The 14,104-nt window shown below is 67.9% G+C and carries 14 protein-coding genes; 1 reads left to right on the top strand and 13 read right to left on the bottom strand.

Features of this window, described 5'->3' with window-relative positions:
* The 13 genes from H9654_RS10570 to H9654_RS10510 all read right to left on the bottom strand — a co-directional run bounded on the left by H9654_RS10570 (window position 1) and on the right by H9654_RS10510 (window position 11,156).
* On the bottom strand, window positions 1-627 hold the full coding sequence (locus H9654_RS10570; protein WP_191770788.1) for an outer membrane lipoprotein carrier protein LolA: 627 nt from the start codon (window positions 625-627) through the stop codon (window positions 1-3).
* Window positions 624-1,040 (bottom strand): acyl-CoA thioesterase, encoded by a 417-nt coding sequence (locus H9654_RS10565; RefSeq protein WP_406833467.1) that lies wholly within the window; start codon window positions 1,038-1,040, stop codon window positions 624-626. The genes H9654_RS10570 and H9654_RS10565 overlap by 4 nt, the downstream gene beginning before the upstream one ends.
* Window positions 1,033-2,583 carry an HAL/PAL/TAL family ammonia-lyase gene (locus H9654_RS10560; protein WP_191770787.1) on the bottom strand — a complete coding sequence of 517 codons (1,551 nt, stop codon included), beginning with the start codon at window positions 2,581-2,583 and terminating at the stop codon, window positions 1,033-1,035. The genes H9654_RS10565 and H9654_RS10560 overlap by 8 nt, the downstream gene beginning before the upstream one ends.
* Window positions 2,573-3,520 carry an LpxL/LpxP family acyltransferase gene (locus H9654_RS10555; protein ID WP_191770786.1) on the bottom strand — a complete coding sequence of 316 codons (948 nt, stop codon included), beginning with the start codon at window positions 3,518-3,520 and terminating at the stop codon, window positions 2,573-2,575. Before H9654_RS10555 ends, H9654_RS10560 begins: the two co-directional genes overlap by 11 nt.
* Window positions 3,520-4,290, bottom strand: coding sequence for a glycosyltransferase family 2 protein (locus H9654_RS10550; protein ID WP_191770785.1), 771 nt, complete (start codon window positions 4,288-4,290; stop codon window positions 3,520-3,522). The genes H9654_RS10555 and H9654_RS10550 overlap by 1 nt, the downstream gene beginning before the upstream one ends.
* Window positions 4,280-5,968, bottom strand: a complete 1,689-nt coding sequence (locus H9654_RS10545; RefSeq protein ID WP_191770784.1) for an ApeI family dehydratase — start codon at window positions 5,966-5,968, stop codon at window positions 4,280-4,282. Before H9654_RS10545 ends, H9654_RS10550 begins: the two co-directional genes overlap by 11 nt.
* Window positions 5,961-6,512: a COG4648 family protein gene (locus H9654_RS10540; RefSeq protein ID WP_318241134.1), complete on the bottom strand. Its 552-nt coding sequence runs from the start codon at window positions 6,510-6,512 to the stop codon at window positions 5,961-5,963. Before H9654_RS10540 ends, H9654_RS10545 begins: the two co-directional genes overlap by 8 nt.
* A 22-nt stretch (window positions 6,513-6,534) precedes the next feature.
* The gene (locus H9654_RS10535; protein ID WP_318241133.1) at window positions 6,535-6,810 is read right to left on the bottom strand and encodes an acyl carrier protein; all 276 of its coding nucleotides are present in this window, start codon (window positions 6,808-6,810) and stop codon (window positions 6,535-6,537) included.
* On the bottom strand, window positions 6,807-7,064 hold the full coding sequence (locus tag H9654_RS10530) for a phosphopantetheine-binding protein (RefSeq protein WP_191770783.1): 258 nt from the start codon (window positions 7,062-7,064) through the stop codon (window positions 6,807-6,809). The genes H9654_RS10535 and H9654_RS10530 overlap by 4 nt, the downstream gene beginning before the upstream one ends.
* Window positions 7,051-7,857 carry a lysophospholipid acyltransferase family protein gene (locus tag H9654_RS10525; protein WP_318241132.1) on the bottom strand — a complete coding sequence of 269 codons (807 nt, stop codon included), beginning with the start codon at window positions 7,855-7,857 and terminating at the stop codon, window positions 7,051-7,053. Before H9654_RS10525 ends, H9654_RS10530 begins: the two co-directional genes overlap by 14 nt.
* The gene (locus tag H9654_RS10520) at window positions 7,847-8,587 is read right to left on the bottom strand and encodes a beta-ketoacyl synthase chain length factor (protein ID WP_191770782.1); all 741 of its coding nucleotides are present in this window, start codon (window positions 8,585-8,587) and stop codon (window positions 7,847-7,849) included. Before H9654_RS10520 ends, H9654_RS10525 begins: the two co-directional genes overlap by 11 nt.
* Window positions 8,588-8,743: 156 nt before the next feature.
* Window positions 8,744-9,757: a cytochrome d ubiquinol oxidase subunit II gene (gene cydB / locus H9654_RS10515; RefSeq protein WP_191770781.1), complete on the bottom strand. Its 1,014-nt coding sequence runs from the start codon at window positions 9,755-9,757 to the stop codon at window positions 8,744-8,746.
* Between the two features lies 1 nt (window position 9,758).
* Window positions 9,759-11,156: a cytochrome ubiquinol oxidase subunit I gene (locus H9654_RS10510; protein WP_101099418.1), complete on the bottom strand. Its 1,398-nt coding sequence runs from the start codon at window positions 11,154-11,156 to the stop codon at window positions 9,759-9,761.
* Window positions 11,157-11,723: 567 nt separating this feature from the next.
* Here H9654_RS10510 and H9654_RS10505 point away from each other — a divergent pair.
* The gene (locus H9654_RS10505) at window positions 11,724-14,093 is read left to right on the top strand and encodes a S9 family peptidase (RefSeq protein WP_191770780.1); all 2,370 of its coding nucleotides are present in this window, start codon (window positions 11,724-11,726) and stop codon (window positions 14,091-14,093) included.
* The last annotated feature ends 11 nt before the right edge of the window (window positions 14,094-14,104 follow it).

The raw sequence follows: 14,104 nt of genomic DNA, 5'->3' as shown, positions 1-14,104 counted from the left end.
TCAGTCAAGGCGTGCTGCCTCGTCCGCCGCCAGCGTGGCCGGTGCCTCGGTGAGGGCACTGAAGGTGAGGCGGGTACGGTCCTTGCTGGCCTCCACGATGTCGACCTGGCGGACGTAGCGGTCACCCCGCAGCTGCAACGAACTGAAGGCCTTGGCCAGCATCGGCGACTTCGGTGTCAGTGACAGGGCCCAGCCCTTCGCATCGCGTTGCGCATCCACCGTGAACTGGCTGGACAGTGCCTGCACATCGCCGCTCATCAGCGCGAACAGGACCGCGTTGACCGAGCGCATCGCCGGCTGTTGGCGTGCATCCAGCTCTACCCGGGTAGTGCCATCGGGCTGTCGGCTGAGGATGCGCTCGGCGGTGATCACCATTTCCGACGGGAAAGGCTTCAGCGTGGTCCAGATCACCCCGCGCTCGCGCGCCACCACGAAGCGGCCCTGCGAACGCAGCGGGTTGCGGAAACCGGCGACCTGTTTTTCCTGGCTGAACTGGCCGCGCAGCACCGCCGGCCGTGCGACATCGCGGGCGATCGCCTGCACCGCGTCCTCGGCGGCGCCGGCCACGAACGAAACGAAAAGCAGGCCGGACAGCACCAGCAGGCGCAGGAAATGACGGGACTTCATGGCGCGGGAACTCCGAGTTTCTGCCACAGGATCGGCGGGCACAGGTACTGCATTTCACCGCTGGCGGCATCGACGGCCACCTGCACGGTGTGTGCGCGGGTCAGTCGTTCACCGCTGCCGGCGTCGAAGATTTCATAGCTGATCTTCAAACGGTTTTCCCATTCGACGATGCTTGCCCGCACCCGCACCTGCTGCTGGAAACGCAGTGGGCGCACGTACTTGACCCGTGCATCCACCACCGGCCACAGATAGCCCGATTCCTGCATCTGCGGATAGTCGTACCCATAGCGCTGCAGCAGTGCGCAGCGCGCGATCTCGAAATACTTGAAGTAGTTTCCATGCCAGACCACCTGCATCGGGTCACAGTCGTGGAAGGCAGGCGCCAGGGTGATCTCTTCGACCATTTCATGCATCGGGATACAGCTCCCACTGACGGCTGCGGATGGCCTGCAGCAGTTGGCGCAGCTCGCCATCCAGCGCGCGGTCTTCTTCGATCAGCGTGATGCGCTGGCTGATGTCATCGTGCATAGCGGCCAGCTCACCCTGCAGCTGCGCCTGCAGGCCGACCCGCTGGCGCAGGGCCACCGCCTGGCGTGCGGCGATCAGCATGCCGGCGACCACCTGTTCGGTAAGTTCGATCACCCGCAGGCAGTCGCGCGCGGCGATGGTGCCCATGCTGACCTTGTCCTGGTTGTGGCATTCGGTGGAACGCGAGAATACCGACGCCGGCAGGGTGTTCTTCAGCGCCTCGGCGGTCCACGCCGAGACGCTGATCTGCAGCGCCTTCAGGCCATGGTTGATGGCGGCACGCGGACCGGTCGCAGCGGACAGGTTCGCCGGCAGGCCGTGGCTGTAACGCGCATCCACCAGCAGCGCCAGCTGGCGATCCAACAGGTCGGCCAGGTTGGCCACGGTGTTCTTCAGCGTGTCCATCGCCAGCGCGATATGCCCGCCGTAGAAGTGGCCGCCGTGCAGGACGCGTTCTTCGTCCGGGTCGATCAGCGGGTTGTCGTTGGCGCTGTTGAGCTCGGTCTCGATCAACTGGCGCAGGAACGGCAGCGTGTCTTCCAGTACGCCGATGACATGCGGGGCGCAGCGCAGCGAGTAACGGTCCTGCAGGCGCTGTTCGTTGCGCGGCGGGCGATCGCTGTGCAGATCGACACGCAGGCGCGCTGCGATGCGCGCCTGGCCTGGGTGTGGCTTGGCTGCGAACAGCGTTTCGTCGAAATGGTGCGCGTTGCCATCGCTGGCCAGCACGTTGAAGGCGGTCAGGCGCGTGGCCAGGCGGCACAGGTAATCCGCGCGCTGCCAGGCCAGGCAGGCCAGGCCGGTCATCACCGCCGTGCCATTCATCAGCGCCAGTCCTTCCTTCGGCCGCAGCCGCAACGGCTGCATGCCGATCCGCGGCAGTACCTCGGCGGCGGGCTGCACACTGCCTTCGAACAGCACCTCGCGCTCACCGCACAGCACCGCCGCCACGTAGGACAGCGGGGTCAGGTCGCCGCTTGCACCGACCGAACCCTCCGCGGGAATGCGCGGCAGCACGTCATGCTGCAGCAGGGTGGCGAGGCCTTCGAGCAGCGCCACGCTGGTGCCGGACATGCCCTGCGACAGTGACGCCAGCCGCGCCGCCAGCACCGCGCGCGTTTCCTGTGCGTCCAGGAAACGACCCAGCCCACAGCCATGGTAGGTGTACAGATGGTGCGGCAGTTCGGCCACCAGCGAAGGCGGGATCACCGTGGTGCAGGAATCCCCGTAGCCGGTCGTCACCCCGTAGACCACCCCGTCCTCGCGCAGCAGGCGGTCGAGGAAATCCGCGCCGCGCTGGATGCGGGCGCGGAACCCGGGCGCATCGTCGAGCACGGCCTGCGCGCGGCGGTCGGCCAGCGCGACGACGTCTTCGATGGTCAACGGGCCGGCACCGAAGCGACAGCAGGGAAGCGGTTCAATCGGCATCGGTGGCCTGGTCCCAGAACGGAAAGAAGTTGAACCAGTCCAGCGGCGATTGGATCACCTGCTGTTCCAGCCATGCGGCATAGCGTTGCGCACAGTCCTGCAGCGCGGCTTGGCGGGCTCCGCGTGGCAGCACGATGCGTTCGTCGAACAGATCGAAGCGGATCCGGTAGCCACCGCCATTGTGCAGGCAGGACAGCGTGTACACCGGGCAGCCGAGCGCGGCGGCGAGCACGTAGCCGCCCACCGGGAACGGCGCGCGGTGACCGAGGAAGTCGGCATGCACCACGCGTTCGCTGTGGACCGGGACGCGGTCACCGACGATCGCCACGAAGCCACCTGCAGCGACCCGCTGGCCCAGGGTCATCGCCATCGCCGGGCCGACGTCGGTCACCTGCACCAGCTCCACCGACGCGAGCGGATCCAGACGTGCCAGCAGGCTGTTGAAGCGCTGCGCGTGCTTGGTGTGGACCAGCACGGTGAGATGCAGGCCCGGGACTTTTTCCGCCAGTACCTGGCACAGCTCCAGGCAGCCGACATGGGCGGTCAGGAACACCCCGCCCTGCGCGCGACCAATGCGCTGCAACGCCTCGTTGTCGTGCAGCTGCAGGCGCTGCGGCGGGTAGCGCCGTCCCAGCGCCAGCAGCTTGTCCAGCATGGTGTCGCCGAACAGCGCGAAGTGGCGCAGGCTGTCCAGCCAGCCCGGCGCGCGGCCCAGCGCACCGCTGTGCGCCTGCAACCGCTGCAGGTACTGCAGCGAGGCGCGGCGTGCCAGGCCGTTGGCCAGCCAGTGGCAGGCCACCGCCGGCCAGGCGCACGCCCGGTACGGCCAGCGCCCGAACCAGCGGTGGATCCAGCACAGGACCAATACGCCGCGTACCGAGGTGCGCTCGCCGATGTCGGCCCAGTGCGGTGCGGCAGGACCAGGACGGGCAGCCATCAGGGCTGTCCCCGCAGGCGCCGCCGCAGCAATCGAGGAGCGCGCCGCAGCATGCCCACGAACAGCCGCGCGTGCATGCCGCTGATGCGAAGGTTGTCGCGCCACACATCGAAGTGCGACACGCCGTCTTTCGGATAGGTGACTGGCGTGGCCAGGTGATGCACCGGCACCTCGCGCCAGTACAGACGCACCAGGATCTCGGTGTCGAAATCCATGCGCCGGCCGATGGTTTCCTGCGCCATCACCTGCAGCACCGGTGCCAACGGATAGACCCGGAAACCGCACATCGAGTCGCGCAGGTGCAGCGACAGGGTGTTGATCCAGACCCACACATGGGTGCCATAGCGGCCGTACAGCCGGATCTTCGGCACGGTTTCATCGTAGGCCGGGATACCGCAGATGACCGCATCGGCACGCTCGCGCGACAGCGCGGCGAAACGGCCCAGCTCGGCGGTGTCGTGCTGGCCATCGGCATCGATCTGCAGCACGTGGGTATAGCCCAGGCGCGCCGCTTGGCTGAAACCGGCCAGCATCGCCCCGCCCTTGCCCTGGTTGTGTTGCAGCCGCAGCAGGCCTACGCCCGGCTGTCGTGCCAGCCCGGCCAGCACAGCCGCGCAGTCCGCGTGCGATCCGTCATCCACCAGCAGGCACGGCAGTCCCGCAGCGCCGATTCCGGCCACCACCTCGGCGATGGCGTGCTCATGGTCGTAGACCGGTACCACGACCAGCAGGGCGTACTCGGCGGCGGGGACCAGGGAATCAATCGGCATCGGCGAACAGTACTTTGCCACTGGCGTGGATGCCGTGATCGGAGCTGAACCGGAATCCCAGCACGCCGCGCGCCGCGTCCCAGTCCAGCTGCAGCATCAGCACGTCGTGCGGGCGCGCAACGTGGTGGAACTTCAGCGCATCCATGCGCAGGAAGCGCGGTGGCAGGTCGAATGCCTCGCGGCCCAGGCGGATCGCCCAGTCCAGCTGGGCCACCCCCGGCAGCACGGCGACCTCGGGGAAATGACCCTCGAAGGCGCCCAGGTCGGGCTCCAGTACAAGCTGCACCCGTGCCGTGGCGGCATCGCACGCAAGCCACTGCGGCGACGGAAGCGTTTTCTGGAACAGCGCCTGCAGCAGCGCCTGGGTCGGTTTGCCCTGTGCATTGACGGGCAGTGCGGCAACCAGCCGCCAGCGCCGCGGCCGGGTCACCGCGTCATGCCCCTGCGCCAGCAGTGCGGTGAGACGGCCGATGAAAGCACGCCGCTCGGCATCACCGGCCTGCGCCAGCGCAGGGTCGCTCGGCACGATCACCGCGGCCAGCTGCTCGCGCGTACCCGGCAGCACCAGCACCTGCGCTTCAGCCACGCCCGCATCGCGGCACAGGGCCTGCTCCAGCGCCCCCAGCGAAACCCGGCGCTCTTCGATCTTGACGATGCGGTCGGCCCGCCCGAGCAGGCGGAAGCCGCCGTCGGGACTGGCTTCGGCACGGTCTTCGCTGCGCCACCAGCCGCCCTGCGCAAGATGGGCCGATGCCACCGCCAGCTGGCCGTCGTCGATGCGCCACTGCACGCCGGGCAACGGCTGCCACGCGGGGGCGTCATCCGCGCAACGGCGCCAGGCGATGCCACCGGTTTCGCTGCTGCCGAACACTTCGATCGGCGCGATGCCCAGCACCTCGCGCACGTCTGCGGCGGCCTGTGCCGGCAGCGGCCCGCCGGAGGAAAACACCGCGCGCAACTGACCGCGCGCGCCCGCCCAGTCCAACTGCGGTGGCAGTCGTTTCAGGTGCGCCGGGGTGGCCACCAGCACACTGGGTGCGGCGGCCAGCGCGGCGACCAGGTCTTCATGGAAGAAACGTCGTGGCTGGATGGCCCGGCCCGCGGCCAGCGGCCACAGCACGCGGAACAGCAGGCCGTAGATGTGCTGGTGGGAGACCGTTCCATGCACCTGCGCACCGGCCAGCAGCGCGCCGAAAGCCTGCTGCAGTGCCTCGACTTCGCTGCCCAGCTGGTCCAGGCGTTTTTCGATCGCAGCCGGTTGGCCGGTGCTGCCGGAGGTGAACACCACCAGCCGACAGGCGTGTGGATCCAGCACCACGCCGGTGGCGGGAATGTCGGTGGCCGGTGCCGCGTGCAGCGGCTGCCAGCACGGATCGACATCGCCGACGAAGCCATCCACGTGCGGGCGCAGCGCCTGCAACGTACCGGGCAGGTCGTCGCCTGGCAGGTAGACCCGCTTGCCAGCCGACCATGCGCCCAGCAACGCAGCGGCGAAGGCCAGGCTGTCCTCGAAGTAGAGTGCCCAGTCACGCCCTTCGGCGGCCGCGAACGCAGCCTGCCAGCGGCGTGCCCGTGCCAGCAGCGCGGCGTGGTCCAGCGCCGCACCGTCGAGCGCACCCACCGTGCGGCCAGGCCGTGCGGACTGCAGCAGCAGGTGCAACGGGATCCATTCAGACATGGCCATGCGCTGCCTTCACCCGGCGCCGAACGGTCCATTCCCCGGCATGCAGCAGGCCCATCAGCAGGTAGGCCAGCAGGCCGTTGTACAGTGCCCACGTGGCATCGGAGGCCCACAGCGCAGTGGCCAGCGCCAGGCTGCCATTGAGCACGAAGAAGCCGCACCAGACCTGGGTGACCCGGCGCGTGTAGACGATGGCGAACGGCGGCAACTGTGGATCCTGCAGGCGTGCCAAGCGCTCGACCACGGTCGGGGGATGGCGCAGGCTGACCAGGAAAAACACCAGCAGCACCGCATTGACCAGCGCGGGATACAGTTTCAGCGGCAGCGCTTCATTGCCGAGCAGGGCCACCATGGCCAACACCCCGGTACCCACCGCCGACCAGATCCACAATCGTTCGCGCGTGCCCAGCGCGCGCAGCACGGCCACCGCGAACAACAGCAGCGACAGCCAGCGCGGCTCGAACCGGCCCATCGCCAGGTACATCAGCGGCGGATAGGCCAGCGACAGCAGCACGAAAGCCAGCCTGCGCGGATGCGACACGAGGGAGGTCCGGCGCGCGCGGTCAGGCGGCGGTCGGGTCGGGCAGCAGCCCATGCACCACATCCACCACGTCCTGCACGGTGCGCACGGTCTTGAAGGCATCCGGCTGCAGATTGCGGCCCAGCAGCGGCTTCAACTGCACGATCAGGTCCACCGCATCGATGCTGTCGATATCCAGGTCGGCATGCAGCCGCGCGCTGGGAACGATCAGGGCCGGGTCGATCTCGAAGCTGGTCGTCAGCAGACGGGCGATGTGGTCGAACAGGTCGGTCTTGGTCATGGCGTTGAAGTCACTCACGCGCGGCTGCCGGCGACGAAGGCCGCCAGCGCCTGCACGCTGCCGAAATGGCGGCGGGTTTCTTCCGAATCCGCGGACAGGCTCACGCCGTATTGCTTCTGCAGGGCCAGGCCCAGCTCCAAAGCATCGATTGAATCCAGGCCTAGGCCTTCGCCGAACAAGGGCGCGGTCGCATCGATTTCGGTGGCGGAAACGTCTTCCAGCGACAACGCCGAAATGATCAGCTCCTTGATCTCGTGCTCAAGTTCCTGCACGGGGCAGCTCTCCACAGGGTTGGAAGTATCGGGTGAGATGGTCGGTGACGCGCCGCGCGGCCAGGGCTTCCCCTCCTGCCGCTGCGTCTTCGTCGATGAACGTGCCGATCGGAATGTCCTCACCGACCTCCAGCGAAACGTGGAAGCGTCGCGGGGGCACACGATACCATTTCCGCCCCTTTTCCAGCGTCGGCGGGGTGCAGCGTATCCGTACCGGGGTGATGTCCCGCCGGCCGCGCACGGCGATGTTGGCCGCGCCACGGCGCAGTTTCAGCGGCTGGCCGGGCTCGCTGCGGGTGCCCTCAGGGAAGATCACCAGGCAGCCCCCGCCGCGTACCGTGGCGATGCCCGCTTCCACCAGCGCCGGCCCGTCATCGTTGACGATGTAGCCGGCAGCCCGGACGGTGGCGCGCATGAACGGATTGCGGGCCACCGCGCGTTTGACCACGCAGTCCGCATCCGGCAGCAGCGCGACCAGCAGCACCACGTCGATCAGGGTCGGATGATTGGCCAGCACCAGCAGGCCTTCGCGCTGCAGCCGTGCTGCGCCGCTGACCGAAACCGTGAGCACGCCGAGGCGGCGCATGATCGCCACCTGCAGGGCGAATCCGCGTTGGACGCCCCGGCGCGCGAGCCGGCGGCGACATGCGGGGTCGCGCACCAGGACCAGCATCAACGGCGCCACGACCAGACCGGCGATCAACCCGCCCAGCCCGAATGCCGCAAAGCTGAGGCCGGTGGCCAACACCCGCCAGGCCCGGTCCAGGCCGCGCAGCAGCGCCTCAGCAGCCACGCTTCCAGGTCCAGCGCTGGCCGTCGATCACCCGTTCGCAGGACGGCTGCGCCGACAGCAGGAAACGCTGCAGGTCCAACGCATGCGGCAGCAGCCCGGGCGGATCATCCGCCTGCCCGGTGGCCTGCCAGCCCAGCTGCAGGCGCACGCCCGGGGCCTCGGAGCGCCGGACGCGCCAGCACCAGGCGTGAAACGGAGCCGGCTCATCGATGAACTCCGCATACAGGGCCGGCAACGGCGGGTCGTAGACCACGATGCGGACTTCCTCGGCGCCATCGGCCAACAGCCCGGCCGCTTCCAGGCACGCCGCTTCGGCCGTGGCCTTGCCCGCCGCCAGTGCCAGGTTGTTGCCGCGGTGCCCACGGGTGATGGAGTACAGCGCGCCGATCGCGTTGTGCACCGACAGGCCGAAAGTGGTGGGTGAAAGCGCTTCTTCGGCCACCAGCGCGGCCAGCAGCTCCATCGAACGGGCGACATCGCCATGGCGGCTGGCGAACACCAGTGGCACCCGGCTGTCCGCCCCCTCGCCGGCTTCGCACCAGCAGGCGGCCTGGATCGCCATGCGGCCCAGCCGCTCGATCCGGCGACGCTGCATGGCCGGTACTTCCGGCAGCCCGGGAGTGTCCTCGCCTTCAGGCAGCCAAGGTGCCTGTGCCCAGTCCTGCCAGGCGCTGCGGGTGGCCAACCCGGGCGCCCAGGCGGCCCAGTCGACAACGGAAAACTCGATCATTGCGGAAAAACTGCTGCGGTTGCGCGGAGCGCCGCACGCTAGCACGGCCGGGGCGAAGAGCGTGACGACCCACGGTCGTCACCCACCACGACCAACGTCCTCACCCACCACGACCAACGCTCGTCCCCTGCGACCAACGGCCCTCACCCACCGCGCCTAGTGATAGCCGGCGCCGGCTTCCACCTTGCCGCGGAATACCCGGTACGACCACGCCGTGTAGCCCAGGATCACCGGCAGCAGCACCACCAGGCCGACCAGGCTGAAGCCCAGCGACGACGCCGGCGCCGCTGCGTCCCACAGGGTCATGGTAGGTGGCAGCAGGTAGGGCCACATGCCCAGCACCAGCCCGGCGAAGCCGAGCACGAACAAACCCAGGCTGAGCAGGAACGGCGGCAGATCGCGCCTGGGATGCAGCGCGCTGCGCCACAGCGCGGTGGCCACCGCCAGGGTCAGGATCGGCACCGGCGACAGCCACCAGAAATTGCCGTCGGAGAACCAGCGCTGCATCAGGTGCGACTGCAGGAACGGCAGCCAGCTGCTGACCAGCCCCATCGCCACGATCACCGCCACCACCAGCGGCCGGGTCAACTGCCGGGCCAGCACCTGCACCGGGCCGGTGGTCTTGAGGATCAGCCAGGTGCTGCCGAGCAAGGCGTAGCCGGCCACCAGCGAGGCACCGGTCAGCATCGCAAACGGGGTGAACCAGCCGAGCGCCCCGCCGGTGTAGACCCCCTCGACGATCGGCAGGCCCTGCACCAACGCCCCCAGGATGATTCCCTGGGCGAAGGTGGCCAGCAGCGAACCCAGCCCGAAGGCCACGCTCCACAGCCGCTTGGAGCGGTGCGCCTTGAAGCGGAACTCGAAGGCCACGCCGCGGAACACCAGCGCCATCACCAGCAGCAGCACCGGCAGGTAAAGCGCCGACAGCAGCGCGGCGTACGCTTTCGGGAAGGCCGCCAGCAGGCCCGCACCGCCCAGCACCAGCCAGGTTTCGTTGCCGTCCCAGATCGGCGCGGCGGTGTTCATCATCTGGTCCAGTTCTTCTTCGCTGTGGGCGAACGGGGCCAGGATGCCGATCCCCAGCACGAAACCGTCCAGCACCACGTACATCAGCACGCCGAAGCCGATCACCGCGAACCACGCCACCGGCAGCCAGGTCATCAGGTCCATGTCAGCGCTCCTCCAGGGGTTCATCCGCGCCGGACAATGGACGCGCCGGGGTGTGGTGGCCGCCATCCAGCGAGGGGCCGTCTTCGTGCGGCCTGGGGCCCTGCCGCAGGATCTTCACCAGATACCAGATGCCCCAGCCGAACACGAAGGCATAGCCGACCACATAGACGCCCAACGAAAGCGCGGTCATCCATGCGCTCTGCGGCCCCACCGCATCGGCGGTGCGCAGCAGGCCGTACACCACCCATGGCTGGCGCCCCATTTCGGTCACGAACCAGCCCGACACCAGCGCGATGAAGCCACTCGGCAACATCCAGTTCCAGCCACGCAGCAGCCAGCGCGACTGCAGCAGCCTGCCACGCCACAGGGCGATGACCGACACCAGCGCCAGCAGCAACATCAGCGTGCCCAGCCCGACCATGATCCGGAAGGCGAAGAAGACGGGAGTGACCGGCGGCCGCTCGCTGGCCGGCACGGACGTCAGCGGCGCGATGGTCCCCTCGCGTGAATGGGTCAGGATGAGGCTGCCGAGCGTGGGGATGGCGACCTCGAAATCATTGCGTTCGTGTTCCTCGTTGGGCAGCGCGAACACCACCAGCGGCACCCCCTCCCCTGGCGCGGTTTCATGCCAGTGCGCCTCCACCGCCGCGATCTTCATCGGCTGGTGCTTGAGGGTGTTCAGGCCGTGCATGTCGCCGACGAAGATCTGCGCCGGCACGGTGATCGCGGCGAAGATCACGGCGGCGGTCAGCATGCGGCGGCCCGCTTCCACGTGCACGCCGCGGCGCAGGTAGAACGCGCCGATGCCGCCGATCACAAAGCAGGTGGTGATGAACGAGCCCAGCGCCATGTGGGTCAGGCGATACGGGAAGGACGGGTTGAACACCACCTTCCACCAGTCGACCGGATGCACGATGCCGTTGATCATCTCGAAGCCGGCGGGGGTATGCAGCCAGCTGTTGGAGGCCAGGATCCAGAAGGTGGACACCAGCGTGCCCAGGGCCACCATGCAGGTGGACAGGAAATGCAGCCGCGGCGACACCCGGCCCCAGCCGAACATCATCACGCCGAGGAAACTGGCTTCCAGGAAGAAGGCGGTCAGTACTTCATAGGTGAGCAGCGGGCCGATCACCGACCCGGCTACCTGGATCAGGCGCGGCCAGTTGGTGCCGAACTGGAAGGCCATGACGATACCGCTGACCACGCCCATGCCGAAGGACACGGCGAAGATCTTCTGCCAGAAGAAGAACAGTTCGCGCCAGATCGGGTTGCGGGTACGCAGCCAGCGCCATTCCACGAAGGCCAGCCAGCTGGCCGTGCCGATGGTGAAGGCGGGGAACAGCACGTGGAAACTGACCACGAAGCCGAACTGGAAACGGGACAACAGCAATGCGTCCAAGGGGACGTCCTCCTGCCGGGCGCGGGTGGGGATACCGGACCAGTCTGGGTGGATTTGCGTGAAGAAGGGATGCGACCGGGTGACGCGCTGCTTCACTTTGTCGCGGGGGTGCCAGCAACATCAAAAGCGTGAAGGGCTGGGTAGGTGGGGCGGGGTAGCTGTGCAGGACACGCCGTAAACCCATCCATGGGGGCTCGCTGTTGCCATCCATGGCAACAGACGGTCCTGCACAGCCACCCCGCCCCACCTTCGACAGGTCCATGGCAGCCTGGGAGCATGCGGCGCTACCGCTCTTTTTCTTTTTCCATGGCTGGCGGCCATCGCCGAATGTCGGGGCGCCGGGCGGTGGGGCTGGGCGGGGGCGTTGAGCGCCATGGATGGCGCGAAACGAGGCCCGCAGGATGCGGCTTCTGCCGTCCCCCGACCTGTCCCACCGCCCGGCGCCAGCCTCCAGCAGGCAATCCAAGCCGCCAGCAAGCGCACACCCTCCATGACCTGTGGGCCAGCCCCTGCCGGGGAGGGGCTGCTACCCTTGGCCGGTTTTCTCCTTCACGGTGCGTCCCGTCCATGTCCCGAGTGCTGCCGCTGTCCCTGTTGTTGTCCGCCCTGCTGGCCGCTCCGGCCGTTCAGGCTGCGCCGACCCCGATCACCATCGAACAGGCCATGGCCGACCCTGACTGGATCGGGCCGCCGGTGGAACGCGCCTGGTGGTCCTGGAACAGCCAGCAGGTCGAATACCAGCTCAAGCGCAAGGGCAGCCCGGTCCGCGACACGTTCCGCCAGCCGATCAGCGGGGGCGTCGCCGCCCAGGTGGCCGACGACCAGCGCGGCAGCCTGGACGTGGCCGATCCGGTCTATGACAGCAGCCGCAGCCGCATGGCCTTCGCCCGCAACGGCGATGTGTTCGTGCGCGACCTGCGCAGCGGCGCACTGACCCAGCTCACCCGTGGCAATGAACGCTCGAGCGGCATCAATTTCGCCACCGACGGCGGGGTGATCTGGCGCAACGGACAGAACTGGTTCCATTGGACCGCAGCGAACGGCGTGGCCCAGGTGGCCAGCCTGAAGGCGGAGAAGAATCCGTCCGATGCGCCCAAGGCCGATACCCTGCGCGAGCAGCAGTTGCGCACGCTGGAAACCCTGCGCCGTGACCGCGAACAGCGCGAAGCCTTGAAGGAACAGGACCAACGCTGGCGGGAGACCGACCCGACCCGCGCGCCGGGTCCGGTGTTCCTCGGCGCCGAGGTGGAGATCGTCGACAGCGTGCTGTCACCCGATGGCGTGCACCTGGTGGTGGTGACGAAGCCGAAGGGCTTCGAAGAGGGCCGCACCAGCAAGATGCCGCTGTACGTGACCGAATCCGGTTACGAAGAAACCGAAGACACCCGCACCCGCGTCGGCCGCAATGAGCCGGAACCGCATACCTTCTGGCTGGTCAATGCCCGCACCGGCAAGGTCGACAAGGTCTCGCTGGACACCCTGCCCGGGATCGGCACCGATCCGCTGGCCAGCCTGCGCAGGCAGGCCGGCAAGGACGCGCTGAAGGGCAACCGCCCGCTGGAACTGATGAGCGACTTCATGGGCGGCGGCATCCGCTGGAGCGCCGACGGCCAGCAGGCCGCGATCATGTTGCGCGCCAACGACAACAAGGACCGCTGGATCGTCAGCGTGGGCGCGGCCGATGGCCGCCTGCAGAGCCGCCACCGCCTCACCGATGCGGCCTGGATCAACTGGGGCTTCAACGATTACGGCTGGATGGCCGATGGCCGCACGCTGTGGCTGCTGTCCGAGGAATCCGGTTTCTCGCACCTGTACACCCAGGCCGGCACCGGCAAGCCGCAGGCGCTGACCAGCGGCAAGTGGGAGACCTCCGCGCCGGCGCTGTCGGCCGATGGCAAGGGCTTCTACTTCCTGTGCAACCAGCAGGCTCCGCACGACTATGAAGTGTGCAGCGTCGACGTGGCCAGCGGCCAGGTGCGGGAGCTGACCAGCCTCAACGGCGTGGAGGATTTCACCGTCTCCCCGGATGGCCAGCAGCTGCTGGTGCGCTACTCCGGCGCCTATCTGCCGGCCCAGCTGGCCGTGGTGCCGACGGCAGGCGGGCAGGCGCGGGTGCTGACCGACACCCGCAGTGCCGAATTCAAGGCGCGCGAGTGGATCCAGCCGAAGCTGGTGGCCGTGCCGTCCAAGCACGGTGCGGGCGTGGTCTGGGCCAAGTACTACGAACCGGAAAACAAGGAGCCCGGGAAAAAGTATCCGATCGTGATGTTCGTGCACGGCGCCGGCTACCTGCAGAACGTCCACCAGCGCTATCCGGCCTATTTCCGCGAACAGATGTTCCACAACCTGCTGGTGCAGCAGGGCTACATCGTGCTGGACATGGACTACCGCGGCAGCGAGGGCTACGGCCGCGACTGGCGTACCGCGATCTACCGCAACATGGGCCACCCGGAGCTGGAAGACTACAAGGATGGCCTGGACTGGCTGGCCGAAACCCAGCAGGGCGACCGCGACCGCGCCGGCATCTACGGCGGTTCCTACGGCGGCTTCATGACCTTCATGGCGCTGTTCCGTTCGCCGGGCACGTTCAAAGCCGGCGCCGCACTGCGTCCGGTGGTGGACTGGCACAACTACAACCACGCCTACACCGCCAACATCCTCAACACGCCGGACATCGACCCGGAGGCCTACCGCGTTTCTTCGCCCATCGAGTACGCGCAGAACCTGCAGGACCACCTGATGATCGGCCACGGCATGATGGACGACAACGTGTTCTTCCAGGATTCGGTCAACCTGACCCAGCGCCTGATCGAACTGCACAAGGACAACTGGACCATCGCGCCGTACCCGCTGGAACGCCATGGCTACACCCGTGCCGATTCCTGGCTGGACCAGTACAAGCGCATCCTCAAGCTGTTCAACGAAAACGTGAAGTAAGCGACCCGGAT

This window comes from Stenotrophomonas lacuserhaii (assembly GCF_014836545.1).
Taxonomy (GTDB): domain Bacteria; phylum Pseudomonadota; class Gammaproteobacteria; order Xanthomonadales; family Xanthomonadaceae; genus Stenotrophomonas; species Stenotrophomonas lacuserhaii.
This window is presented reverse-complemented; position numbering and strand designations above follow the sequence as displayed.